The 25,050-nt window shown below is 65.9% G+C and carries 13 protein-coding genes; 5 read left to right on the top strand and 8 right to left on the bottom strand.

The window, feature by feature from the left end; all coding sequences use genetic code 11:
* Nucleotides 1-6 precede the first annotated feature (6 nt).
* Nucleotides 7-11,100 (bottom strand): type I polyketide synthase, encoded by an 11,094-nt coding sequence (locus tag ACZY08_RS03105; RefSeq protein WP_463743131.1) that lies wholly within the window; start codon nucleotides 11,098-11,100, stop codon nucleotides 7-9.
* Nucleotides 11,101-11,347: 247 nt separating this feature from the next.
* Here ACZY08_RS03105 and ACZY08_RS03100 point away from each other — a divergent pair, with 247 nt between their 5' ends.
* The 5 genes from ACZY08_RS03100 to ACZY08_RS03080 all read left to right on the top strand — a co-directional run bounded on the left by ACZY08_RS03100 (nucleotide 11,348) and on the right by ACZY08_RS03080 (nucleotide 19,429).
* A complete protein-coding gene (locus ACZY08_RS03100) occupies nucleotides 11,348-12,769 on the top strand; it encodes a condensation domain-containing protein (protein WP_463743130.1) in 1,422 nt (473 codons plus the stop codon).
* Between the two features lie 66 nt (nucleotides 12,770-12,835).
* Nucleotides 12,836-15,826 (top strand): MMPL/RND family transporter, encoded by a 2,991-nt coding sequence (locus ACZY08_RS03095; RefSeq protein ID WP_463743129.1) that lies wholly within the window; start codon nucleotides 12,836-12,838, stop codon nucleotides 15,824-15,826.
* A 69-nt stretch (nucleotides 15,827-15,895) separates the two neighbouring features.
* Entirely contained in the window at nucleotides 15,896-17,026 is a 1,131-nt protein-coding gene (gene pe / locus ACZY08_RS03090; protein ID WP_454787755.1) for an acyltransferase PE, read from the top strand.
* A 47-nt stretch (nucleotides 17,027-17,073) separates the two neighbouring features.
* A complete protein-coding gene (locus tag ACZY08_RS03085) occupies nucleotides 17,074-18,840 on the top strand; it encodes an AMP-binding protein (RefSeq protein ID WP_463743128.1) in 1,767 nt (588 codons plus the stop codon).
* Between the two features lie 103 nt (nucleotides 18,841-18,943).
* Nucleotides 18,944-19,429, top strand: a complete 486-nt coding sequence (locus ACZY08_RS03080; protein ID WP_463743127.1) for a flavin reductase family protein — start codon at nucleotides 18,944-18,946, stop codon at nucleotides 19,427-19,429.
* A 33-nt stretch (nucleotides 19,430-19,462) separates the two neighbouring features.
* Here the strand turns inward: ACZY08_RS03080 and ACZY08_RS03075 are convergent, their stop codons facing one another.
* The 7 genes from ACZY08_RS03075 to ACZY08_RS03045 form a co-directional block, all read right to left on the bottom strand.
* Nucleotides 19,463-19,618, bottom strand: a complete 156-nt coding sequence (locus ACZY08_RS03075) for a hypothetical protein (RefSeq protein ID WP_463744204.1) — start codon at nucleotides 19,616-19,618, stop codon at nucleotides 19,463-19,465.
* A gap of 72 nt (nucleotides 19,619-19,690) precedes the next feature.
* Nucleotides 19,691-20,557, bottom strand: coding sequence for a hypothetical protein (locus tag ACZY08_RS03070; protein ID WP_463743126.1), 867 nt, complete (start codon nucleotides 20,555-20,557; stop codon nucleotides 19,691-19,693).
* Nucleotides 20,554-21,591, bottom strand: a complete 1,038-nt coding sequence (locus ACZY08_RS03065) for a hypothetical protein (protein WP_463743125.1) — start codon at nucleotides 21,589-21,591, stop codon at nucleotides 20,554-20,556. Before ACZY08_RS03065 ends, ACZY08_RS03070 begins: the two co-directional genes overlap by 4 nt.
* A complete protein-coding gene (locus ACZY08_RS03060; RefSeq protein ID WP_463743124.1) occupies nucleotides 21,588-22,625 on the bottom strand; it encodes a vWA domain-containing protein in 1,038 nt (345 codons plus the stop codon). The genes ACZY08_RS03065 and ACZY08_RS03060 overlap by 4 nt, the downstream gene beginning before the upstream one ends.
* Nucleotides 22,622-23,692: a hypothetical protein gene (locus ACZY08_RS03055; protein ID WP_463743123.1), complete on the bottom strand. Its 1,071-nt coding sequence runs from the start codon at nucleotides 23,690-23,692 to the stop codon at nucleotides 22,622-22,624. The genes ACZY08_RS03060 and ACZY08_RS03055 overlap by 4 nt, the downstream gene beginning before the upstream one ends.
* Entirely contained in the window at nucleotides 23,683-24,156 is a 474-nt protein-coding gene (locus ACZY08_RS03050; RefSeq protein WP_463743122.1) for a hypothetical protein, read from the bottom strand. Before ACZY08_RS03050 ends, ACZY08_RS03055 begins: the two co-directional genes overlap by 10 nt.
* Nucleotides 24,156-25,046: a DUF58 domain-containing protein gene (locus tag ACZY08_RS03045; RefSeq protein WP_463743121.1), complete on the bottom strand. Its 891-nt coding sequence runs from the start codon at nucleotides 25,044-25,046 to the stop codon at nucleotides 24,156-24,158. The genes ACZY08_RS03050 and ACZY08_RS03045 overlap by 1 nt, the downstream gene beginning before the upstream one ends.
* Nucleotides 25,047-25,050: the final 4 nt, after the last annotated feature.

The raw sequence follows: 25,050 nt of genomic DNA, 5'->3' as shown, positions 1-25,050 counted from the left end.
GTCGCGCTAGTTGGACGCGGGCTCCTCATTTTCCTGCTGAGGTGTCTCCTGCTGCTGAGCCTCCGGTGGCTCCGACGCCTCCGGTGACTCCGTCGACTCCGCATCGGGCAGCTGGCCCACCAGATACTCGGCCAGGCCGCCGATGGTCGGGTAGTCGAAGACTGCCGTCGCGTTGAGCGTGAACTTGCCGCCGAACTGAGTGTGCAGCCGGTTGCGGAGTTCGATCGCCATCAGCGAGTCGGTGCCGAGATCCAGGAAGCGGCTGGTCGCGGCCGGCGGTGAGGCGAGCCGCAGGAAGTTCTGCACCTCCTTCTGCAGGAACTCGGTCACGAACCCGGCACGTTGCGGTACCGGGATCTCGAGCAGCTGCTTGAGAACCTCGCTGTCGCCGACGACCTCACCGACTGCACTCGGCAGCACCAGGTCGAGAATCGGCGGCCGCGAGCTTCCGAGCACCTTCGCGGCCCGCTGCCAGTTGGCCTTGATGACGGCGGCCTGGCCGGTTCCGTTGGCTACGACCTCGGCGAGGGCGGCGAGCGCCCCCGAGGGATCGAGCGGAATCAGTCCCTGAGCACTGATATTGGCGGTTGCCGCCTCCGAAGAGGCCATGCCGCCCTGACCCCAGGGTCCGAAGTTGATACCGGTGGCCGGCAAGCCGTGCGCCCTGCGCTGCGCGATCAGACCGTCGAGCAGAGCATTGGCCGTCGCGTAGTTGGACTGCCCGGGTGAACCGAACAAGCTCGACACCGAGGAGGACACGATGAAGAAGTCCAGCTCGTCGTCCTTGGTCAACCGGTCCAGGTGCCTGGCGCCGAAGGCCTTGGGCGCCAACACCTTGTCGAACCGCTCCATACTCTGCTGACCCAGCAGGGCATCGTCGAGCACGCCCGCCAGATGCACCACACCGGCCAGCGGCGAGACCTCGGCGCGGATCCGCTCCAGCAGCTTCGCAACCTCGGACTCCTCGCCGACATCCGCGGTGAAGACGTGGATGCGGGTCTTGTACCGGTCGGTGATCTCCTCGATCAACTTCTGCGCGTCCGCATCGGGTTCGCGCCGGCTGGTCAACACGATGTCGCCGGCTCCGATCTGGGCGAGGTAGGACGCCGTGTGCAGGCCGATCGCGCCGAGGCCACCGGTGATCAGGTAGCTCCGGTCAGGCTGCGGCTGCAACGCGGTCGGGATCTGCAGCACGATCTTGCCGATGTGTTTGGCCGTCTGCATGCGGCGGAACGCGGCCCTGGCCTCGGTGAGTGGGTAGATCTCCGCGGGTAGCGGCGTCCACTCGCCGTTGGCCAACCCCTCCGACACCTCGGTGAGCAGGTCGCGAATGCGGTCGGGCTCGGTGAACATCACCGTGTCCAGCGCGACGATCTCGTAGGCGATGTCGGGGCGGACCTCGGCCATCTGCTCGGCCGACCAGATATCGCGCTTGGCGATCTCGGCGAACCGGCCGTTCTGCGCGGTGGCCCGCAGCGTCGCCTCGATGAACCCTTCACTGGTCAGGCTGTTGAGGACCACGTCGACACCCTTGCCGTCGGTGTCCGCCAGGATCTGATCGGCGAAATCCGTTGTGCGCGAGTCGTAGACATGTTCGACACCGAGCTTGCGCAGTGTCGAGCGTTTGAAGGTGCTGGCCGTGGCGAACACCGTGGCCCCCTTCGCCTGGGCCATCTGGATGGCTGCCAGGCCCACGCCACCGCTGGCCGCGTGGATGAGCACCTTGTCGCCGGGCTTCAGGTCGGCCCAGTCGAACGACAGCCTGACCGTCAGCGCCGCGGCGGGAATGGTCGCGGCTTCCACACCGCTCACCCCGTCCGGGATGGGCGCCAGGAACTGCGCAGGCACGTTGAACCGGCTGGAGAACGCGCCCTGCATGGAGCCGTACACGCGCTGCCCCACCTCGAGCCCGGTGACGCCATCGCCCAATTGTGTGACGATGCCGGCGAAGTCGCCGCCGATCGGCCCCGGGTCGCCCGGGTACAGGCCGAGGACATTGAGGACGTCGCGGAAGTTCATGCCCGCGGCCTCCACCCGGACCTGCACGTAACCCTCGTCCGGCGGCGGCACCTCCTTCTCGGTGATCCGCAGGTTGTCGATCGCGCCGCGCTCGGTGGGTGCCAGGACGTAATCGCTCCCGCGCGGCACCGTGAGATGGCCGCTGCGTGCCCACGGCAACAGCCGAGAGGCCAGCAGCTTGCCCTGCCGCACAGCGATTTCCGGCTCGTCAACCGGAGTGGCCAGCAGATTGGCCAGCGCCTGTACGGCCTCGGGTGAGCCGTCGCAATCGACGAGCTTGGCACGCAACGCCGGTTCCTCGTTGATCGTGGTCCGCCCGAATCCCCACAGCGCCGCCTGGACGGGATCCACCGGCTCACCCGATTCGGTGGCCACGGCGCGTTCGGTGACGATCCACAAACCGTGTGGGAGTTTCACACTGCCGCTCGGTGAACCGCCCTGCACCGTGTGCACGGCGCTCAGCAGGTTCTCGATCTCGGTGTGGAGGCGTGCGGTGCCGTCGGCGCCGGCCTCCTGTGCACTCGGCGCGGCGGCGCGCCAGACGACACCGGCGAACGGCATGCCGCGCTCGGCAGCCTGCGCCAGTACCTGTCCCAGGAGTTCCGGATCAGCGTTCCGGTTGAGCGGGATGCAGCCCGGCACCTTGGCGGCGAGGTCGTCGAAACCGGCGATCAGCCAGGTGCCACTTGCCTTCTCGGCCTCAGGTTCCACCGGCGGCACCGGTACCTCGTGCCAGCCCAGGGTGTACAGCAGCCGGGTGGCGTCGCCACCGAGACCACGCAGCAACGCTTCGCGGGGTGCGCGCTTGACCGTGAACTCCCGAATACCGCCCAGGTGACGGCCATCTCGATCGATGTAGTCGAGATCGAAGACCTGGGTTTCGCTGTCGAGTGCGCTCTCGTGCCACCTCGCGCGGCAGTAGAACCGCCGAGGCATCTTCTCCTTCAACGTCACCTGCCCGTACCGCAGCGGCAGGAACAGATCGTTGATGCCCTGCTCGGCCGCGAGCAGCGCCGGGAACGCCGGGAAGGCGACGCCCGTGCACAGGTCCATCAGGACCGGGTGCATCGGCTCGGTTCCCAGTTGTTCGGCGAGTTCCTCGCCGACCAGGATGTCGCCGATCGCCTCGCCCTCACCGAGCCACAGCGACTTCAGGGAACCGGACCAGTTCGGGCCCCACGACAACTCCAGGTCGGCGAAGGTCTCGAACAGCTCCTGCGGACGCATCCGGTTCAACCGCTCGATCGTCTCGTCGATCGGATCGTCCTCGGTGGCGGGCTCTTCGGTGGTGTCGTCCACGCCGGCGACCACCGTGCCTTCGGCGTTCAGCGACCAATCGGAGTCGCGTTCCCCGTAGGGACGGCTGTGCACCTGGAACTTCCACCCACCGCCGTCGTCCAGCGGATGCAGCGTCAGCTGCACCTCGCGAGAACTCTTCTCGGGCAGAATGATCGGCTCGTAGAAGAAGACGTCTCTGGCTCGGGCCGGAGTGCCGACAGCGGCCAGCGCCATTGCGGCGTACGTCGCGCCGGGGACGACGACAGTGCCGTAGATGACGTGATCGGACAGCCACGGCTGAGACTTGACGGACAACCTGCTGGTGTAGACCGAGTCGCCGGATGCGAGATCCTTTGCACTGCCCAGGATTCCGGAGGAAACGGTCGCACCGACGCCGCCGTCCATGGCGATGCCGGCCGACTTGGGCCAGAAGCGCCGGTGCTGGAACGGATATGTCGGCAACTCGATCTTGTGGCCGGGCTGGTTTTGCACCGCTGCGAAGTCGGGGCGGTGGCCACCGACGTAGGCTGCGGCCAGCGCGTCGGCGACCTGGCGCCGATCGCTGATTCCCTTGCGCAGAGAGACGATCGCTCGCGGTGCGGCCAGGTGTTCCGGCCATACCTGTACCGCCGCGCTGGTCAGCACCGGCTGTGGACCGATCTCCATCAGTATCGAGCAACCCAGCGCCGCGACCGTACGCACGCTTTCGGAGAACTGCACCGGCTGACGCGAATGCCGGCGCCAGTACGGAGCGTCGAGCGGGGTCTGGGCCGTCAGGATGGCCCCGGTGCGGTTGCAGACCAGGGGCAGCGTCGGTGCGGCGAACTGCACCTGCGCTGCGTACGCCTCGAATTCATCGAGCACCGGATCCAGCAGTTCCGAGTGGAACGCGTGGCTGGTCTGCAGCCAGGTGCAGCGGATTCCCTCGTCGCCGAACTGGGTGACGATCTCTTCGAGGTCGTCGCCCGGGCCCGAGAGCACGGTGTTGGGGCCGTTGTAGGCGCCGACCGACACTCGTGGGAATTTGTTTGCGATCTCCTCGACGTGCTTGGGGTCGGCGAATACCGCCACCATGCGTCCGCCTTCGGGCAGGCTGCCGAACAGCCGGCCGCGCTCGGCCATCAGCCGGGCACCGTCCTCCAGGCTGAAGACCCCGGCGACGCAGGCCGCCGCGTACTGGCCGACGCTGTGGCCCAGCACGACATCGGGTTCGATGCCCCACGACTGCCACAGCCGCGCCAGACCCATCTCGACGGCGAAGAGTGCCGGCTGCGCATATGAGGTGTCCCGCAGGCTTTCTGCAGCACCGCTACCGGTCGCGAACATCACCTCAAGCAGCGGACGTGGCAGCATGCCCTGGATCGCATCGGCGCACCGCGTCACGGTCTCGGCGAAAACCGGCTCCGTGTCGAACAATTCGCGCGCCATCCCGGGGTACTGGCTGCCCTGCCCGGTGAACAACCATGCGGTTGTCGGCTGGTTCGTGTGCTCACCCCGCACCACACCTGGTCGCGTCCGGTTTTCGGCCAGGTCGGCCAGACCCAGGCGCGCCTCCTCGATCGAATCCACGACCAGCGCAGCCCGATGCTCGAAGTGCGACCGCCCGGTTCCCGCTGTCAGGCATACGTCGGTCAGGTCGGCGTCCGGGTGGGCGGTCAGCCACCCTTCGTAACGCTGTGCCAGCGCCACGAGTGCTTCCGGTGACCGCGCGGACAACGCCAGCACGGCGACCTGGTCGGCCGCAGCCGGAGAGTCCGTCACGACCTCGTCGGCCGGGTGCTCCTCGGCGGCGTCCGGTCGTACGGGTGCCTCTTCGATCAGAACGTGCGCGTTCGTGCCGGTGAACCCGAACGAGCTCACCCCGGCGCGGCGCGGTCGGCCGTTGGTCTGCCAGGGGGTTGCCTTGTCGACGACCTGCACCGGCAGGGAATCCCACGGGATGTGCGGCGACGGGTTGTCGAAGTGCAGGCTCTGCGGCAGCACCTCATGCTGCAACGACAACACGACCTTGATCAGACCCGCTGCCCCCGAGGCTGATTCGGTGTGACCGATGTTGGTCTTCACCGAACCCATCAGCAGCGGCCGGTCGGCGTCACGCGACGCGCCGTAGGCGGCGGCTGCCGCCTGGACCTCGATCGGATCGCCGAGCGGGGTTCCCGTCCCGTGCGCTTCGAGGTAGTCGACGTCCCCGCCGGTCCAGCCTGCGCGGGACAGCGCCGTTCCGATGAGCCGTTGTTGTGCACCACCATTGGGCACGGTCAAGCCGCTGGACGCGCCATCCTGGTTCACCGCGCTGCTGGGGATGACCGCGCAGATCCGGTCGCCGTCGCGCTCCGCGTCGCTGAGCCGCTTGAGCACGAGCACGCCGCAGCCCTCACTGCGTACGTAGCCGTCCGCGGAGGCGTCGAAGGTCTTGCAGCGCCCGACGGGGGAGAGCATGCGTGCGCGGGATGCGGCGACGACCGTCACCGGGGAGAGGAGAACGTTCACACCGCCGGCCAACGCCAGGTCGCAATCGCCGGAGTGCAACGCCTGGCAGGCCTGATGGATCGCCACCAGCGCCGAGCTGCACGCGGTGTCGACTGCCATTGCCGGGCCTTCGAATCCGAGTGCGAACGCAACCCGGCCGGAGATGGCATTGAGGGCATTGCCGGTGATGAAGTACGGCTCGATCTTGTCGATCGACTCCGATGACAGCAGGTGCGCGTACTCGTTGGCGGCCACGCCGGCGAAGACGCCGGTACGGCTACCGCGCAACGCGGCCGGCGAGAATCCGGCTCTTTCGAGCCCCTCCCAGACCGTTTCGAGCATCAGCCGCTGCTGCGGCTCGATCCAGACGGCTTCACGCGGGGAGATGCCGAAGAATTCGGGATCGAATCCGTCGATGCCGTCGAGGAATCCGCCGAAGCGCGTGTAGGTCTTGCCGGCTGTCTCGGGGTCCGGGTCGTAGAACTCGTCGATGTCGAATCGGTCTTCGGGTACTTCCCGGATGGCGTCGACGCCGCCGGACAGCAAGTCCCAGAACGCTTCCGGATTGGGTGCGCCGGGGAAGCGGCACGACACGGCGACGATCGCGATGGGCTCGTCTGTGCGGGCGGAAACGGCGGCCGGTTGCGGCGCCGGTTTGGCCTGCTCGTTGAGTCCGAGCACGTCGCCGAGCAGATATTCGGCGACGTCGGAGATCCGGGGGTGATCCATCACCAGCGTGATGGGGATCTCTGCGCCCACGCCCTGTTCGATGCGGCGGCGCAGCTCGACGGCCATCAGCGAATCCATGCCGAGGTCGAAGAACCCGGCGTCCTCGCGGATCTCCGATGAGTCCACCCGCGTCACCTCTGCCACCGCGTCACGCAGGTGGTCGGTCAGGAGCTTTTTGCGCTGCTGCACAGGAGCATTGGTCAGCCGTTCGACCAGCTGCGTCTTGCCGGATGCGGTGGTGGGTGCGGCGTTCGAAAGTTGTGCCGGTACCTCACGCTCCAGCTCCGCCAGGAATCCCCGCCGGCCCGCCTGCTGGTACAACGGCAGGAAGCGGGCCCAGTCGATCCGGGCCACGACGCCTTGTGCCGAGGCAGCCGCTACGACGTCGGCCAGCCCGGCCAGCGCGTCGGCGGGCTGCAGTGTCCGGACGCCGCGCTGGTCCAGCCGCGCACGAGACTCCGCGTCGGCCATACCCGCGGCCCATGGACCGAAGTTGACGCTGGTCCCCGGGACGTTCTGCTCGCGCAGTCGCCAGGCCAAGCCGTCGAGGAAGGCGTTCGCCGCACCGTATGCGGTCTGACCGTATCCGCCCCACACCGAGGCGATCGACGAGGTGCTGATGAAGAAGTCGAGCTTCGCGTCAGCCGCCGCTTCACTCAAATGCCAGGCACCCCAGACCTTCCCGGCGAAGACGCGGTCTACCTCATCGTCGTCCAGGTTGGCCAGCGGGGTGGTGCCGAGCTCGCCCGCGGCGTGCACGATGCCCGCCAGTGGCGGTAGCTCGGCAGCCACGGTCTTCAACAGGCGTGCGACGTCGTGCGCATCGGCGACGTCGGCGGTCACCGCACGGATGTCGCAGCCGTGCTGGTCGCCGAGTGCGGTGATGCGCTGCGCGGCAGCTTCGCTGGGTGCGCGACGGCTGGTCAGGACCAGGTGCTTGGCGCCGTGCGCGGCCAGGTATCCGGCGATCTCCAGGCCGATCGACCCCAGTCCTCCGGTCACCAGATACGTTGCGTCACCCCGCAGTTCCAGGGGTGTGCCGCTGGGCAGGTCCTCCCGGCGGACCAGCCGGGGGACGTAGACCGCCTGATCGCGTAATGCGACCTGGTCTTCCCGCCGGGACGCGTCGGTGGCCGTCGTGATGCGGTTGAGCAGGGCAGTCCACTCGCCGGCACTGCCTTCCGACAGGTCGGCCAATCCGCCCCACAGCTGTGGGAGCTCCAGCGCCGCGGCGCGACCGAATCCCCACAGGGCACTCTGTTCCGGCGCCACGGTGTCCGCATCGGTGACGTGCTGTGCGCCGCGGGAGACCAGCCAGATCGGAGCCCTCAGGTCAGCCTCGACCGCGGCGCGCAACAGCCGCCGCGTTCCGGCCAGGATTTGGTGTTGCATTCGCAGCAGTGACCGCATCGAGGGCACGGTCTTGGCTTCCGGCTCCCCGTCCAGGGCTGCCACGTGAAGGATGCGAAGAGTCGAACCGTCTGCAGCAGCAGTGCGCAACGCATCTGCAAGCTGATCGGTGTCCGCGTCGGACGTCGGCAGCGCGAGGAACCGATACTGCTGCCCGCGCGAGGTCAGCACGTCTACCAGTGGCTGGACCGCCGGAGACTGCTCACCGATGAGCAGCCAGGTGGACGACTCGCCGAAGTCGGCGCCCGACAGGGGAGTAACCGCTTTTTCCCAGCGGAACTCGTAACGGTCGTCGGCGATGGACTGGGTCGAGCGTTGGCGGTTGTGTTGCGCTGCAAGCTTGGTCAGCACGTCCAGGGTCTGGCCGTCGCCGTCCGCGCCGTCGAGCAGGGTTGCGAGTTCCGCGAGGCGGCCGTCTTCGAGAAGGCGAATGGACTGGGTGCGGGGACCGGCAACGTGCTGCTGTTGGTTGGGCTCTTCCCGATTGTCTCGGTACCAGTACTGGCGATGTTCGAACGGGTAGGTGGGCAGATCGAGCTTCTGTGCGTTCGCGTGCCGGAACGCGCTGAATTCGGGCAGGTGGCCCAGGACGTACGCGTCGGCGATGGCCTCGGTGATCTGCCGCTGATCGGCGGTGTTGCGGCGTAGGGACGCGATCACCCGGGGTGCGGTGGCCTGGTCGGGCCAGGCCCCCAGGGCGGTGGCGGTGAGCACCGGCCGCGGTCCGATCTCGACCAGCAGCTTGCAGTTCATGTCGGCGAGGGTGCGCACTGTCTTGGCGAACTCCACCGGTTGGCGGGCATGCCTGCGCCAGTAGGCGCCGTCGAGCTTGACGCTCCTGCCCAGCGCCGCGCCGGTGCGGTTGTCGATCAGAATCCGTTGCGGCGCGTTGAACGTGAAACGGTTTGCATACGATTCGAATTCGTCGAGGATCGGATCCAGCAGCGCCGAGTGGAATGCGTGGCTGGTTTCGAGCCAGTCGCACCGCACGCCGTCAGCGGTGAGCCCGGCGACCGCCCGCTCGAGTTCCTCCGCGGGCCCCGACAGCACCGTGTTGGTGCCGTTGTAGGCGGCAACCGACACCGTGGGGAACTGGTCGGTGAGGCTCTCGACCCGCTCGGCGGCGGCGAACACCGCGACCATGCGGCCTCCCGCGGGCAGGCTGCCGAAGAGACGACCTCGTTCGGCCATCAGCAGGGCGCCGTCCTCCAGGCTGAACACGCCCGCGACGCATGCGGCAGAGTACTGGCCCACGCTGTGACCCAGCACCACGTCGGGCTCGAAGCCCCACGACTGCCAGAGCCGGGCCAGACCCATCTCCACCGCGAACAGGGCGGGCTGTGCATACGAGGTCTTGCGCAGCGTCTCTTCTGCGTCGTCGTCATGCTCTTCGCGCGAGCGCTCATCGGCGCTATCCAGGCCGAAGATCACGTCCAGCAGGGGCTTGTCGAGCTTGTCGGCGATTGCCGCCGCGCAGCGCTGCAGCGTCTCGGCGAATACCGGCTCGGAATCGAACAGCTCACGGGCCATACCGGCGTACTGGCTGCCCTGTCCGGTGAACAGCCAGGCGGTCTTGGGCTTGTCGTGGGATTCGCCGCGAATCAAGCCCGGTGCGGGGCGATCGTCGGCGAGCGCGCCGAGTAGTTCGATGGCGGATTCTCTCGAATCGACCACCAGTGCGGCCCGGTGCTCGAGATGTGCCCGGCTGACCCCCGCGGTGTGGCACACGTCGGCCAAGGTGGCCTCGGGGTGCGCGCTCATCCAGCTGCGGTACTGCTCAGCGACCTGCACCAATGCGGCGGGTGTGTGTGCCGACAGGGGGAGGATGCCGAACCGTTCGGCTCTGGGCTGGTCCACCGGGTTCGATACCGCCGGTTCGGGTGCTTCCTCCAGGATGACGTGGGCGTTCGTCCCGGCGAACCCGAACGAACTGACACCCGCGATGCGTGGCGTGCCGTTGCGCTCCCACGGGGTGGCCTCCTTGACCACTTCCACCGCGAGCCGGTCCCACGGGATGTGCGGCGACGGGGTCTCGAAGTGCAGGTGCTTGGGCAGCAGCTCGTTCTCGAGTGACAGGACGACCTTGATGACGCCCGCGATGCCGGCGGCGGCCTCAAGATGCCCGATGTTGGTCTTGGCCGAGCCCATCAACAGCGGCCGGTTGGTTTCGCGTCCGGGGCCGAGGGCCGCCCCTGCGGCCTGGGCCTCGATCGGGTCTCCCAGTGACGTCCCGGTGCCGTGCGCTTCGAGGTATCCGACGTCGCTGGGTTCGAGATCGGCGCGCTTGAGGGCAGCGGCGATGACACGCTGCTGAGCGACGCCGTTGGGCACCGTCAAGCCACCCGATGCGCCGTCCTGGTTGATCGCGCTGCCGCGGATCACGGCCCGGATGCGGTCGCCGTCGCGGATGGCGTCTTCGAGGCGCTTGATGACGATGACGCCGCAGCCTTCGCCGCGCACGTAGCCGTCCGCGGCGGCGTCGAATGTCTTGCACCGGCCGTCGGGGGCCAGCATGTGCGCACTGGAGAAGGTGATCATGGTGGCGGGCGTGAGCAGGACGTTCGCACCGCCGGCGAGCGCGAGATCGCACTCTCCTAAGCGAAGTGCTTGGCACGCCTGATGAATCGCGACCAGCGACGAACTGCATGCGGTGTCCACGGCGACCGAGGGGCCCTGAAGCCCCAGCCGGTAGCTGATCCGGCCTGCTGCTGCGGCATTCGACGTCCCGATGGCCATGTAGGCCTCGATCTCGGGGTAAGTCAGCTCGTCAGAAGCCATTCCGAGGTAGTCGTGGGTGGCCAGACCCACGAACACGCCAGTGTTGGTGTCGGCCAATGCGGTTGGCGCGGTACCCGAGTGTTCCACCGCGCGCCAGGCCGTTTCCAGCAGGAGCCGATGCTGCGGGTCCATCAACCTGACCTCGCGTGTTGACATGCCGAAGAACGGCGCGTCGAATCCGGTTACGTCATCGACGAAACCCGCCCGGCGGGTCACCACCTTGCCTGGTACGCCGGGCTCCGGATCGAAGAATTCCTCGACGTCCCAGCGATCTTCGGGTACGTCCGAGATCCCTTCGCGTCCCGTCCGCAACAGGTCCCAGAAACCGTCGGCGTCTGGTGCCCCTGGAAAACGCGCAGCGTAGCCAACGATGGCAAAGCGTGCGGACTGTTCGTTCGGATGTTCAACGGACTTCATACCGTTGTCCTCTCGCATCGGCGTGCAGAAATACACCTCCGCGCATCCCCCCGAAAGCGCTTGAAGATCAACCCGAACCACTATTGCATGCGAAGCTGTGGCGCGCGCGACTCCCCTTGCCCGGTCAAACTTCCCTCGTCAAGCTCTCTGAGCCGTCTCTGCGGAACGACGGGTATGTTGATCCCCCGGGGGGTCCCGCCGGCCCGAGAGCGGCCGCGCGCAGAGCACTACTGGGAGGGCCTGGGTTTTGCGGATCGGTAAGATAACTGTTGGCGCACTTGATGAATGGTCGCTGAGTCCTGGCTCGGTGACCTCTTGGCAACCGACCGCCGCGGCTCAGGAAACGGCAAGAAGCGCACCGGTCAGCTCGGTTCCGGTTAGCTACATGCAGGGCCAACATCTGCGTAATTACAGCCAGCGCAACGCCGCGGGATTGAACTTCTCGCGACAGATCATCGCTAGCTGTGAGGTTGCTGGGCAATGTGATATCTCGGCAATGGACCACGCGGTGAATACCTACCTGCGCAGGCATGACACTTTCCGGAGTTGGTTCAAAGAAGGCGATGACGGCCAATTCGTCAGGCATTCAATCGAAAACCCCGATGATATCGAGTTCGTGCCGGTTGACCATGGCAACTTGAGCGTCGAGGAAATTCACTCGCACGTTGTGTCCATACCGAATCCCCTGGAATGGGGCTGTTTTACGTTTGGAATCATCCAGAACGAGGAGCACTTCACTTTCTTTGCCGCCATGGATCACGTCCACGGAGACGCGACGTTGATTGGCACCACAATGATGGAAGCCAACGGAATGTATTCCGCGATGAGTGGCAGCGGCCAGGCCCTCACGCTTCCTGATGCCGGTAGTTTCGATGATTTCTGTGTTCGTGAGCGTGAGTACACGTCGTCGTTGACGTTGGAATCGCCGGGCGTGCGCGCGTGGATCGACTTCGCCGAGAACAACCGGGACGGATTTCCGGAATTCCCGCTGCCGCTGGGTAATCCGAATGAGGCGACCAGTAGCGCCTGGTCCACCGAGGTCCTGTTGAGTCCGGAGCAGACGGAACGCTTCGACGCGGCGTGCTCGGCGGCCGGCGCCCGTTTTGTCGGTGGCTTGTTTGCATGCCTGGGCCTGGTAGAGCACGAGTTCACCGGTGCGTTGACGTATTACGGCCTCACTCCGAGGGATTCGCGCACGGCGGGCGACAATTTCATGACACAGGGTTGGTTCACCGGTCTGATACCGATCACGGTTCCGGTGGCGGCGACCTCTTTCAGCGATGCCGCCTGGGCTGCGCAGCAGTCTTTCGATTCGGGACTGGACATGGCGAGAGTTCCGTATTACCGCGTGCTGGAACTGGCGCCTTGGCTGAACTGGCCGCAGCCGAACTTCCCGGTATCGAATTTTCTGCACGGTGGGGCGGCGCCGCTCAACGCCATCCTCGCGGCCGGTGACATGGGTCTGGCAAACAACATCGGTATGTATCCGGACAACCGGTTCTCTTACCAATTGACGATCTATATCTTCCGGTACGGCGAGGGCACGGTCATGGCGATCATGCATCCCGACAACCCGGTCGCCGAGAAGTCGGTCACCCGCTACCTCGAGGCGATGAAATCGGTGTCCTCACGAGTTGCTGACAGCGGGCACTGGGGCCGGGTCGCGTAGCGGAGAGCAAACAATGGTCAAGAATTTTGCGCATCGCTCCGCCTTCGAGGTGAAGGTGAAGGCAACATGCGACGGTTAGCCGATTTCGTGGTGCGGTGGCCCTGGGCAGTGATCGGGGCCTGGGCCGCACTGCTGATCGCCCTGCCGCTGACGTTCCCCTCCCTCGGTGAGATGGCCGAGAAGCACCCGCTGGCAATCCTGCCGAACGATGCGCCGTCGAGTGTCACCGCCCAGAAGATGACCGAAGCGTTCCACGAATCGGGCAACAACGACCTGCTGTTGGTGGCCCTGATCAACGAGAACGGGTTGGGCTCTTCGGACGAGGCGACCTACCGCAAGCTGGTGGACGCGCTGCGCGACGACGTGACAGACGTCGAGAGCGTTCAGGATTTCATCGCCACCCCGCAACTGCGACAGTTCCTGACCAGCAAGGACAAGACCACCTGGGTCCTTCCGGTGGGCCTGGTGGGTGAGTTGGGCACACCGCGGGCAATGGAATCCTTCAATCGGGTTTCCGACGTCGTCAAACTCAGTACGGCCGGCAGCCCGCTGGCCGTGCACCTCACCGGCCCCGCGGCCACCGCCGCCGATCTCACCGTGGCGGGGGAGAACGATCGACTCCCGATCGAGATCGCGATCGCCATCCTGGTCCTGGCCGTGTTGTTGTTGGTCTACCGCAGCGCTGTCACGATGCTGCTGCCATTGATCACGATCGGGTCCTCCCTGCTCATCGCCCAAGCGCTGGTGGCGGGCTTTTCGCAGCTGACCGGCGCGGGTGTTTCGAACCAGTCCGTCGTATTCCTGAGTGCGATCATGGCCGGTGCCGGCACGGATTACGCGGTTTTTCTGATCAGCCGCTATCACGACTATTTGCGATCGGACAACGATTTCGACCAGGCCGTCCGGGCCGCGATGATGTCGATCGGGAAGGTGATCTCCGCATCTGCCGCGACGGTGGGGCTGACCTTCCTACTGCTGAGCTTCACGAAAATGGGTGTATTCAAAACGGTCGGGGTGTCGGCCGCGATCGGTATCGGCGTGGCGTATCTGGCCGGAATGACCCTGTTGCCGGCCATCCTGGCCCTGGTCGGGCCCCGCGGCTGGGTCAAGCCCCGGCGCGAGCTGACCGCCCGGTTCTGGCGGCGTTCGGGAATCCGCATCGTTCGCCGACCGGTTCCGCATCTCGTCGCCAGCCTTCTGGTGTTGGCCCTGCTGGCCGGCGCCGCGATCTTTGCCCGCTACAACTACGACGATCGCAAGGTGGTGGCGGCTTCGGCGCCGAGTTCGATCGGGTACGCCGCGGTGGAACGCCATTTCCCCATCGCCCAGTCCATTCCCGAATACATCCTCATCCAGTCACCGCATGACCTGCGCTCCCCGCGGGGTCTCGCAGACCTGGAGCAGCTGGCTTCGCGTGTCGCCCAACTGCCCGACGTGGGTCTGGTCAGCGGCATCACCCGGCCACTGGGGGAGGTACCGGCGGAGTTCCGGGCAACCTTCCAGGCCGGCATCGTGGGTGACCGGCTGGCCGACGGTTCCACCCAGATCGACCAGCGTTCGAGCGACCTCAACCGACTGGCGACCGGGGCGGACACGCTGGCCGACAGCCTCGCCGACGTGCGCACCCAGATCAACCAGATTGCGCCCAGTCTCCAGAGCGCGGTCGACGCGTTCTCTTCCGCGCGCACCGAATACGGTGGCGACAAGCTGGTGCGGGACGTCGACACCGCGGCCAAGCTGGTCGACAGCATCAACGCGTTGTCCAACTCCATGGGCGTCAATTTCGCTGCCGTCAAGAACATGTTTGCCTGGATCGGGCCGGTGCTGGCGGCGTTGAACGGCAATGCGGTCTGCGATGCCAACCCCTCGTGCAGTGACAGCCGTATCCAGATGCAACGGCTCATGGACGAGAACCAGGACGGCAGCCTCGACCACATCAACGATCTGGCGCACCAGCTCCAGGGGGGCAGCGGGCAGACGCTCAACGCCACGGTCAAGAAGCTGAACGCGGCACTCGCCGGCGTCACCAAGGCGGCCAATGCCATGGGGATGAACAAGGCAGGCGGTCCGCAGTCGGGCTTGAAGGACTTGCAGAGCGGCGCCAACCGCCTGGCCGGTGGAAGTCGCGAAGTGGCCGGTGGCGTCGACGAGCTCGTCAAGCAGATCAAGGTGATCTCAGCCGGGTTGGATCAGGCCTCGGGATTTCTGCTGACGATGCGCAACGACGCGGCGGACCCGGCGCAGGCGGGGTTCAACATCCCGCCCGAGGTGCTGAACATGGACGAGTTCAAGAAGGCCTCCGCGGCGTACGTCTCGCCGGACGGCAGGTCGGTGCGGTATCTGGTGCAGACGAAGCTCAACCCGTTCAGTCCCGAGGCCATGGACCAGGTCAACCAGATCCAGGACATCGCCCGGGGTGCGCAGCCGAACACCACGCTCGCCGACGCCTCGATATCGATGGGCGGGTTCCCCGCCGGGCTGCGGGATACCCGTGACTACTACCAGCAGGACATCCGGTTCATCATCATCGGGACCCTCGTCGTCGTGATGCTGATTCTGATGTTGCTGCTGCGTTCGATCGTCGCTCCGATCTACCTCGTCGCGTCGGTGGTGATCTCCTATCTGGCCGCCCTGGGCATCAGCGTCCTGGTGTTCCAGTCGCTACTCGGCGAGCAATTGCATTGGAGCGTGCCGCCGTTGGCCTTCGTGGTGTTGGTCGCGGTGGGAGCCGACTACAACATGCTCCTGGTGTCACGAATGCGGGACGAGTCTCCGCACAGCATTCGGTACGGCATCATTCGCACGCTGAGTTCGACCGGAGGGGTGATCACCGCAGCGGGCCTCATCTTCGCCGCCTCGGTCGCCGGTCTCATGTTCTCCAGCATCGGCATGGTGGTGCAGGGCGGCTTCGTGATCGGAGTCGGCATCTTGCTGGATACCTTCGTGGTGCGCACCATCACGGTGCCCGCCATCGCTGCGCTCATCGGCAAGGCCAACTGGTGGCCGTCACGAATGAGCGACCAGAAGTCGTTGCGTACACCGGCAACCAGTCCGTGACCACGGCGGGAAGCGGGCACACGTGATGTATGGAAAACTCGAAACGAAGCAAATCGGGCAGGTGCAGAGATGAAGAAGCTACTCGCAGGGCTGACGGTCCTGGTAACTGCCGGTGTCACAGGATGTTTCGGCGTCGGATCGGCAGCCGCCGATGACACACAGGCCCCCGGGACATCGGCCGGTGGCACGCCGCCGCCGGCGCCGGCTGACCCCGGGACCGCATACGCCCTGGGTGGTGCCCACGTCCTCGGTATCCCCTATGACGAGTACATCCGGATGACGGGTGAGCAGTGGTTCCCCGGCATGAAGCGGGTGAAGGTCGACTACCCGGCAGGGCAGGTTCAGGGCCATACCCTGGAACGTCTCTTCCCCGGCATCGGTCCGATCGGCGAGCAGATCTATCCCGGTCTGGGCCTGGACGGTCCCAGCATCGGCGAGTCGGTCGATGAGGGAGAAGGAAACCTCGACGCCGCCATCCGCAAGGGCGGTAAGGGAAGAGCGATGGGGCTGTCCGAGGGAGCGCTCGTGCTCAACGCGGTGAAGGCGCGTCTGGCCAACGATCCGACTGCCCCGCCCCCGGACCAGCTGAGTTTCGCGACGTTCGGCGACCCGATCGCCAAGCACGCCTTCGGGGAGAGCTTCCTGACCCAGAACTTTCCGGTCGGCAGTGTGGTGCCGTTCATGGACTACCGCATCCCGGCGCCCGTGGAGAGCCAGTACCACACCGACCAGTTCGTCTCGGCCTACGACAGCATCGCGGACTGGCCGGACCGGCCCGACAACTGGATGAGCGTGATCAATGCGGTTGCCGGCCTGGCGACCGGTCACACCGCGATCGCGTTCACCAACCCGAGTAACGTTCCGCCGCAGAACATCAGGACGACGGTCAACTCCAAAGGTGCGACGACGACGACGTACCTGGTACCCGAAGAGCACCTTCCCCTGGTGCTGCCCTTCAAGTACCTCGGATATGACCAGGGCACGCTGAATCAGTTGGATGCGATATTGCTGCCCCGGGTGAACGCCGGTTATTCGCGAAACGACGACCCGGCGACCGCCCCGATCACCGTGGATCCGGTACACGGATTCGACCCCGCGGAGGTCACCGCACCCGCCAACGACGCGACGTTCGGTGGCGGCACCGACCCCATGTCGGAGATCGCCAACGGTGCCTTGTCCCTGTTGTCCGGCGGACACTGACAGCGGCGCGCGAGCCGACGGATTCGACGAGTTAGTACGGACGTGACATGACGCTGACGACGACTTCGCCCCAATCAACCATTCTCTCGATGCTGCACGGACGTGCCAGCCTGCGTCCGGACGACGTGGCCTTTGCGTTCACCGACTACGACGACGACCCGGCCGGGGTGACCGAGACCGTGACGTGGTCGCAGCTGTCTCGGCGGACGATGAACGTCGCACGACAGATCCGCTTGAGCGGTTCTGTCGGCGACCGGGCGGTGATCCTCGCCCCGCAGGGGCTGGAGTACATCCTGGCGTTCCTCGGTTCCATGCAGGCCGGGTTGATCGCGGTTCCCCTTCCGTTGCCCCATCGCGGCTCGAACCACGACCGGGTGAGTGCGGTCTTCGTCGATACCGCGCCGGCGGTTGTCCTCACGACCTCCGCGGTCGCCGAGGATGTCGGGGATTACGTGGATCAGTCACAGATGGACACCGCGCCGAAGATCGTGGTGGTCGATTCGCTGAATCTGGCTGCCGAAGAGGGGGCAGACCCGTCCGACGGCGGTACCGTCGAGTTCCCCAGCACGGCGTACTTGCAGTACAGCTCGGGTTCCACTCGGCTGCCCACCGGCGTGATGATCTCGCACCGCAACCTGCAGGCGAATTTCGAGCAGTTGATGCGCGGCTTGTTCGCCGATGCCAACGCCAAGACCTCGACCGATATGACCATCGTTTCGTGGCTGCCCTTCTACCACGACATGGGGTTGGTGTTGGGTGTCTGCGCACCCATCCTGGGCGGCTACTCCGCGGCCCTGACGAGCCCGGTGGCGTTTCTGGAGAAGCCGGACCGATGGATCCGGGCACTCGCCGAGAACCCGGGCGCCTTTTCCGCGGCGCCCAACTTCGCGTTCGACCTCGCCGCCCGCAAGACCAAGGATTCGGACCTCGCCGGACTCGACCTGGGCGGGGTGGTGGGCATCATCAATGGCGCCGAGCGCGTCGAGCCCGCCACGTTGGAGCGCTTCGCCGACAGGTTCGCTCACTTCAACTTCCGGGACCACATGCTGCGTCCGTCGTACGGGATGGCGGAGGCCACCGTCTTCGTCGCCACCGGCACGTGGACCGAGTCGGCGGAGGACGTCTATTTCGATGTCGACGAGTTGGCGGCGGGCCGCGCTCGCCGCTGTGCCGCCCGAGCCGGCACAGCGCTGGTGCAGTATGGGCTGCCGCAGTCACCCGTGGTGCGGGTCGTCGACGTCGAGACCAACCGGGAATGCCCGCCGGACGCGGTCGGCGAGATCTGGGTGCACGGCGACAACGTCGCGGCCGGCTACTGGAGCAGGCCGCCGGAGGAGCAGCAGTGCTTCGGCGCGACCCTGGTCGACCCGTCGCCGGGTACGGTCCACGGACCGTGGCTGAAAACCGGTGATCTTGGCTTCGTCTCCGGCGGAGAGCTTTTCATCGTCGGTCGGATCAAAGATCTGCTGATCATCCGCGGGCGCAACCACTATCCCGAGGACATCGAGGCAACTGTCCAGCAGATCACCGGTGGCCGGGTCGCGGCGATCTCGGTTCCGGTGAACAGCACCGAGAAGCTGGTCACCGTCATCGAGCTCAAGAAGCGGGGTGAGTCCCCGGTCGAGGCGGGCAACTGGCTCACCGCGATCAAGAGCGATGTCACCTCGGCGATATCCAATGCGCACGGCTTGAATGTCGGGGATCTCGTTCTGGTTCATCCGGGTTCGATCCCCACTACGACGAGCGGCAAGATCCGCCGCGCCGCCTGCGCGGAACAGTATCGACAGGACGAATTCGCTCGCTTGGACGCCTGATCGCCCACCACTGCGCGAGATTCCAGTGGGGCGGCAGCACCGGGACCTCCACGGCTGAGGGCGGATCACGGGTGAGGCGGTGCTGTGTGAAGATGGAGGTGTTATGAGCGCAACAGAACTGAGTCCGACGTCGCTGCGTGAGGCGTTCGGCCACTTTCCGTCCGGTGTCATCGCGATTGCTGCCGAGGTAGAGGGCACTCTGGTCGGCTTGGCCGCCAGCACCTTCGTGCCGGTGTCGCTCGACCCGCCACTGGTGTCGTTCTGTGTGCAGAATTCCTCGACCACCTGGCCCAAGCTCAAGGACCTCCCGTCGCTGGGAATCAGCGTGCTGGGCGAATCCCATGACGACGCGGCCCGCACCCTGGCCGCCAAGACCGGAGACCGGTTCGCCGGGCTGGAGACCGAGTCGCGCGAATCCGGCGCGGTGTTCATCCACGGAACCAGCGTGTGGTTGGAGAGCGCCATCGAGCAGTTGGTGGAGGCCGGCGATCACACCATCGTGGTGCTGCGGGTCAGCGATATCACGGTTCATGCCGACGTGGCGCCGATAGTGTTCCACCGCAGCACGTTCCGTAAGCTCGGCGCCTGACTTTCCGGGCGTCGCGGTGGTGAATCGGCCGACTCAGGGGCGAGCGGCGAGTTCGTCGCGATATTTGGCGATTCGCTGTTCGATCTCGCCCGCATCGCCGGGGCGGCCCTCTTTTCGAGCCAGCTCGGCCCGGACCGACAGTTCCCGGATCGCGGTCCGGATCTCGTTGACGCTCTGAGTCTGTCCCATGCTCATGAAGCTGCCTTTCGACGCTCATTGGCTGCTTTCTCCGAGCCTACGCGCCGAATCTCGGTATCCGCTTCAGATCTCCTGCAAGCCGATGATGACCTTGCGGAACAACTGCGCGCCGGCCTCTTTCTGGGTGGGTGGGCAGGCCACGTTGACGATCATTCCCCGGACGAGGCCGTAGTAGTCGCACACCTCCTTCTTGCTGGTGGTCACCGCGAAGGAGTCGTCGGCCGCCGATTCGGGAGCATTGGTCACCACGTTGTCGACCGTGCCTGTGGTGGTCTCGACGACCTGCCCGAACTTCGTGACAGTCGTGGTCGTCTTCGCGTTCTGGCAGCGTTCATACCACTGGCGGGCGTAGTCGAGGCTGTTCGGATCCTTGGCGGGGAACACCGTGAGCACGAAGGACGTCCTGTCGTTCCCGTCCTGTGCCTTGTTGCCGCCGGGATCGTCGACCGGGAACATCAACCGTGAGATGCGGGCGTGCTCGTACCGCTCCGGGTCCTTTTTCTCGTTGAAGGTGAAATCGTATTTGCCGGTTTCGATGGGATCGTCTTTCCAGGTGCACCCGGGTGGTGACGACGTCTCCGTGTACTCCCGGTCCGGGTCGTAGGTGCCGTCCGACTGCCGCACCGACTTCGACGAGTCGTAGTCGGTGTAGCCCGGCGGATAGAGCGAGTTGAAGTCGATCGCGTTGAGGATCATCGTCGGCGGCTTGTCGCTGAGTAGGGGCTTGCGGTCATGGGGGCTGTCCGCCTGCTCGACGGCGGCCGACCGCGGCCAGGCCAGCCAGGCCACCAGCGCCACGACCAGCAACACCACGACCCCGATCCCGATGCTCCCGGTGACGATCGTCCGGCGGGACAGCTTGCGGGGGTTCGCGGCGCTCGGCGCTGCCGAATACGACCACTGGTTCGGCGCTCCGTCTGGCCCGGTCACGGCTGCGGTCCTGCCGTGTCGCACAGGGCCGCGGTCAGTCGTCCGAGTGGGGTGCCGTCAGGCTCGCAGTAGCCGGGCTGGCCGGCCTTGCGAAGCTCCACGTGGTCGGGATACTGCGGTGCCCCGTCGGTTTCGGTGCCCGGGGCCGTCCCCGGTGCCGGTGGACCCGGCGGTGGCGGTGGTGGTGGCGGGGCAGGCTGGTTGGGATCAGCAGGTGGCTGTTGTTGCTGTTGTTTGGCCTTGTCTTCCTGCTCTTTGGCCTGCTTCGCGGCCTCGGTCTTCTGCGCCACCTCCCGGTCCCGCAGCGTGATGCACTCCTTCATGCGGCCTTCGTCGTCCACGTAGGGGCAGGGCCCGGTTTTCGATTCCGTGAAGTCGATGCCTCCGCCGGGTGCCCGTTTGTAGTCGTAGCCGTCGGGAGTCTTGGTGAGGGCACCGGCCTTGAGCGCGGCGAGCTTGTTGGACAACCGCTCGGGTGTCTCCCCGACGAACGCCCGGACATCGGCGCTCGCGGACGGGAACGTCGTGAAGCAGCCGGTGTCGCCCTTGGCGGCCTCCACCGCGGGCGTGAGGATCTCTCGGGCCTTGGTGAAGTGCCCCTGTTTGAGTTCGTTGTCGCTCAGGGTCTCCGACACGAGGGCGAAGTTGCCCCGCGGCGGACACGCGCTCGGCTCCTTCTCGTGCGCCGCCTTGAATTCTTCGAAGGCCCCGCGGATGTCGCCACGGAGCATGAGCAGGTCGCCGGCGGCAAACTTCTCCCGGAAACCGCGCCCGAAGTTGCCCACATCGATCCACTCGAGGGTGTTCTGCATCGCGCCGTCATCGCGGGCTGCGAACTGGCGCGGGAGCTTGTTGCCGAGGATGCCGACGCTGGCGACCTTCACTGCGAACAGGAGCAGCAGGACAAGTACGGGTATCGACCACAGCAGCAGCTTGCGCCGCAACTGCAGACGGCTGGGCCGGGGGACGGCGGGCTTCGTCTGCTCGGGCTCTTGACCCTGGCCGGCTTCGGCAGGTGGGAGCGTTTGCGTCATCTCGATACCGTCCCCCGTTTACGCCTCAGCCAGTGCCCCACCAGTCCATACAGCTCGACACCGAGAAGCACTGCGGCGAGCGCAGCGAAAAACCAGTAGTACTCGGTCCGGTCCGGATGCGGCACTTTCGGTATCACCGGGTCGGCGGGGACGGCCTGGGGCACGGTCGAGGGCAGTTCGTCGGCGCTGAACAATCCCCGCTCACGTTTGTGGAACGGAATCCCCAGGCTGTCGGCGGCAGTGTTGAGCGCCTCTTCGTTGAGTGGTACGTCGACCGTGTCGTAGTTGGCGCCGGCGTAGATCCGCGGTTTGACATCGTTGGTGCTGTAGCCGAACACGGCTCCGCCGGACACCTGGCCCTCGGGGATGTCGAAGGCCCACTCGCCGGGATCGCTGCCCGCGCCGAAGATGAAGACCAGATTCGCCGATCCGGGGTACGCGCGCGACGCGGCGTTGAGTTGTTCCTTCAACAGCGAATTCGCCGCTGCGACGTTGGTTTTCACCACCGCGTCAGCCGACCGTTCCCCATAGGGCTTGAAGTTCTGCAGGAACGGGGCCAGGCTCCACTCGTCGCGGGAGATCGGCCAGTCGACGCGGGCGGAATCGGCATAGGAGATCACGCTGAACCGGGCGTCCGGATATTTCGTGAGCACCATCTGGGCATCGGTGACGGCGCCCTTCATGCGTGATTCCAGGTCGCGGTAATCGGTCGATCCCGAGCTGCCGAAACCGTCGGCGGTCATGCCCGCCGAGCGGTCGATCACCAGGAACACGTTGATGTTCGATTCCTCGGCGGTGCTGGTGAGCCGGGGCGGGCGTTCTGCGCGGGATTCGTCACCGAGACGTGTGGCGGCCAGCCCGAGGCAGACGATCGCCAGCACGGCCACACCGAGCCGCAGCCATGCCCTTCGCTCCGGCATCCGGCCCTGCCGACGGGACGCGGCGATGGTCGCCGCCACCCTCAGGCCGATGGCCAGGAGTGCGAGCACGACGATCAGCCAGATCGGAAACACCGGGGCGACACTGAGTTTCACAGCCGCATCCCCAATCGTGCCGCGGCGAGCCCGACCGCTGCGATCAACGCAATCTGCAGCAGGATGTCCGGAACATCCCACTGGAACGGGTGCTGTTCTTCTTTGCGCTCGTCATCGAGGGTGGACTGCGGCGGGTTCGACAGGATCTTGTCGACCGCACTCGACAGCTCTTCCTTCTGATTGTCGATCTTCTTCGGAGTGGCGGCATCGTTGTACCCGCCCACCTCGGTGTAGAGGTACTGCCGGCCCCCGGAATCCTTGACCAGCTTGTCGACCGATTCGCCGGTGAAGGTGCCGGGCACGATGGTGTTCACCTGGATCTTGGCGTCCTTGACGATCCCGGCCAGCATGGCGTCGGAATACGTCGGGGGAGTGTCGCTGTAGCTCTTGGTATCGCCGACATAGATGATCGTCCGGCCGCGACCGTTGTCGGATCCCACCGCGGGCAGACCCATGGCGCACATGGCGAGGGTGTCGTTGATCGTGCTGCGGGCGGAGACGCGGTCGAACAGTTCGGTATCGGTCGAGTAGGCCGCAGTGGGATCGTCTTTCGACGACGCGGCTTGGGCAACCTCGGCGATTTCACCGAGGCGCTGGGACACCCACGGGAGATCCGAGGTGACCGGGAAGTTGCGGTAGAACTCCTTGGTCATCCCGATGCGTTGGTTGCCGAACCCGTCCACCTTGTCGCGGAAGATCGTCATCAACTGATCGATGGCGAGCCCGTCTGACATTGTGATGCTGTAGTACGGCCCGAAGCACAGTATGATGTCGACGTGCGGGGTGTCCGAGCCGGCGAGCTGAGGTTCGTAGGTCTTGGTCGGTCGAACGGTCGCGCCGAGGAGCATGAAGACAGCGATGATCGCCAGCACCAGGGCCGCGACGGAAAGGCGTTCGTGCAGGCGTAGCGCCCGCTGATACTCGGGAAGCGTGGTGAGACGGAAAGACCGTGCCAGGTAGGGTAATTCACCTTGCCAGCCGTACCGGGTGCGTCGCATCGCGTACCACACCGCAACACCGATACCGGCGATGATCGGTAGGAGCAGCAGCGGCCATTTCAGGTCCATGTCAGCACCGCCGTCCGCGCCGCGTCGACCACACTGGGTACGGTGCGCGGGTCGGCTTCATCGAACTGTCCCGGATAGGTCATCGCCAGGACGTTCAGGGCGGGACCGGCCAGGGGGCTCTGGGCGACATCGGTGGCCGTCATGCGTCGCGCCTGATAGCCGGTACGAAAGTTGATGAAATTTCGGAAGATTCGGCTGATCTCGTGGAATGCCTCGCGGGTGGAGAGCTGGCCGTCGTGATGCTGTTGCTCAACCTTGCTGAGGGATCGGGAGAACTTGAATCGCAGCACCCGGTAGCTGATGTCACGGAGGACCGGGATGCGTCGCAGGACCTCGATCGGCAGTGTCCACACGATCACCCCGACGATCCAACCGACGACGAGCAGAACGAGCAGTGCAGCGCCGATCACCCACCACACCGAATAAGCCATTGGGGGGAACAGGAATTCGAGTGAACTGTGCATCAGCGCCGTCCCTCGCTCAGCACGGAAAGGGCCGGGGCGATGTCGGCCCGCGACGCGACCCGCACACACGGACTGTCGAGTTGTGCGATGAACGACTGCCATTCGGCCATCCGCGCGGCCTCGGCCCGGCGGTACGCGTCGAGTACCTTGGCGCCCAACACCGATGGCGTCAGAAGAGCTCTGCCGGTGGCGACATCCAGCACCTCGTCCGCGGTGCGCGGTTGGCCGAGGATGTCGAGATCTTCGATCAGAATCCAGTGAATAGCGTTGCGCCCCCGCACCGTCATCGCCGCGGCGACGAGTTCCGGTGTGACTTGGGGTTGATCGCAGACGATGTAGATCGAGTACCGCTTGTCGAGGGTGCCGGCGACGAACTCCAATTGCCTGACGATGTTGGACGGATTGCCGACCTCGATGTTGATGTGGCTGAGCAGGGTCAGCATCTGCTCGAGATGGTCCTCGCCGGTCTTGCCCGGCTCGATGGACGATCCTCGGTCGTCACCGTAGACCAGGCTGAGCTTGTCCCCCTGCGCCGAGGCGACCAGACCGACCGCCCCGAGGGAGAGGATCGCCAGATCGCGTTTGCTCTCCCCGCTGGGGGCGTGGGCGAGCAGGTTCGCCCCCGTGTCGGCGATCAGCAGGAACTCCTGGGTCTTCTCGGCGACGTACCGGCGGACGACGAGGTGGGTGTTGCGCGCCGATGCCTTCCAGTCGATGTCGCGGACGTCGTCGCCGAAGGCGTACTCGCGCAGGTCGACGAAATCGTCGCTGCGGCCGAACTGCAGCGACGTGTGGCCGCCCTCCAGCACCCGGTGTGACCGCAGCCGCATCCCGACGGCCCGAGGGTCGAAATTGAGTTGGGCGCGGACCCGGTTGAGAATGTCCCCCATCGTG

This window comes from Mycobacterium sp. IDUB_9, from assembly GCF_055419505.1.
The sequence above is the reverse complement of the archived record's forward strand: the minus strand, read 5'-3'. Positions and strand labels throughout refer to the sequence as shown.

Excerpts from the sequence above, each read along its gene's own strand:
- ACZY08_RS03105 (WP_463743131.1), bottom strand. The coding sequence starts at position 11,100 with ATGAAGTCCGTTGAACATCCGAACGAACAGTCCGCACGCTTTGCCATC.
- ACZY08_RS03095 (WP_463743129.1), top strand. The coding sequence starts at position 12,836 with ATGCGACGGTTAGCCGATTTCGTGGTGCGGTGGCCCTGGGCAGTGATC.
- pe (WP_454787755.1), top strand. The coding sequence starts at position 15,896 with ATGAAGAAGCTACTCGCAGGGCTGACGGTCCTGGTAACTGCCGGTGTC.
- ACZY08_RS03085 (WP_463743128.1), top strand. The coding sequence starts at position 17,074 with ATGACGCTGACGACGACTTCGCCCCAATCAACCATTCTCTCGATGCTG.
- ACZY08_RS03080 (WP_463743127.1), top strand. The coding sequence starts at position 18,944 with ATGAGCGCAACAGAACTGAGTCCGACGTCGCTGCGTGAGGCGTTCGGC.
- ACZY08_RS03075 (WP_463744204.1), bottom strand. The coding sequence starts at position 19,618 with ATGGGACAGACTCAGAGCGTCAACGAGATCCGGACCGCGATCCGGGAA.
- ACZY08_RS03065 (WP_463743125.1), bottom strand. The coding sequence starts at position 21,591 with ATGACGCAAACGCTCCCACCTGCCGAAGCCGGCCAGGGTCAAGAGCCC.
- ACZY08_RS03055 (WP_463743123.1), bottom strand. The coding sequence starts at position 23,692 with ATGGACCTGAAATGGCCGCTGCTGCTCCTACCGATCATCGCCGGTATC.
- ACZY08_RS03050 (WP_463743122.1), bottom strand. The coding sequence starts at position 24,156 with ATGCACAGTTCACTCGAATTCCTGTTCCCCCCAATGGCTTATTCGGTG.
- ACZY08_RS03045 (WP_463743121.1), bottom strand. The coding sequence starts at position 25,046 with ATGGGGGACATTCTCAACCGGGTCCGCGCCCAACTCAATTTCGACCCT.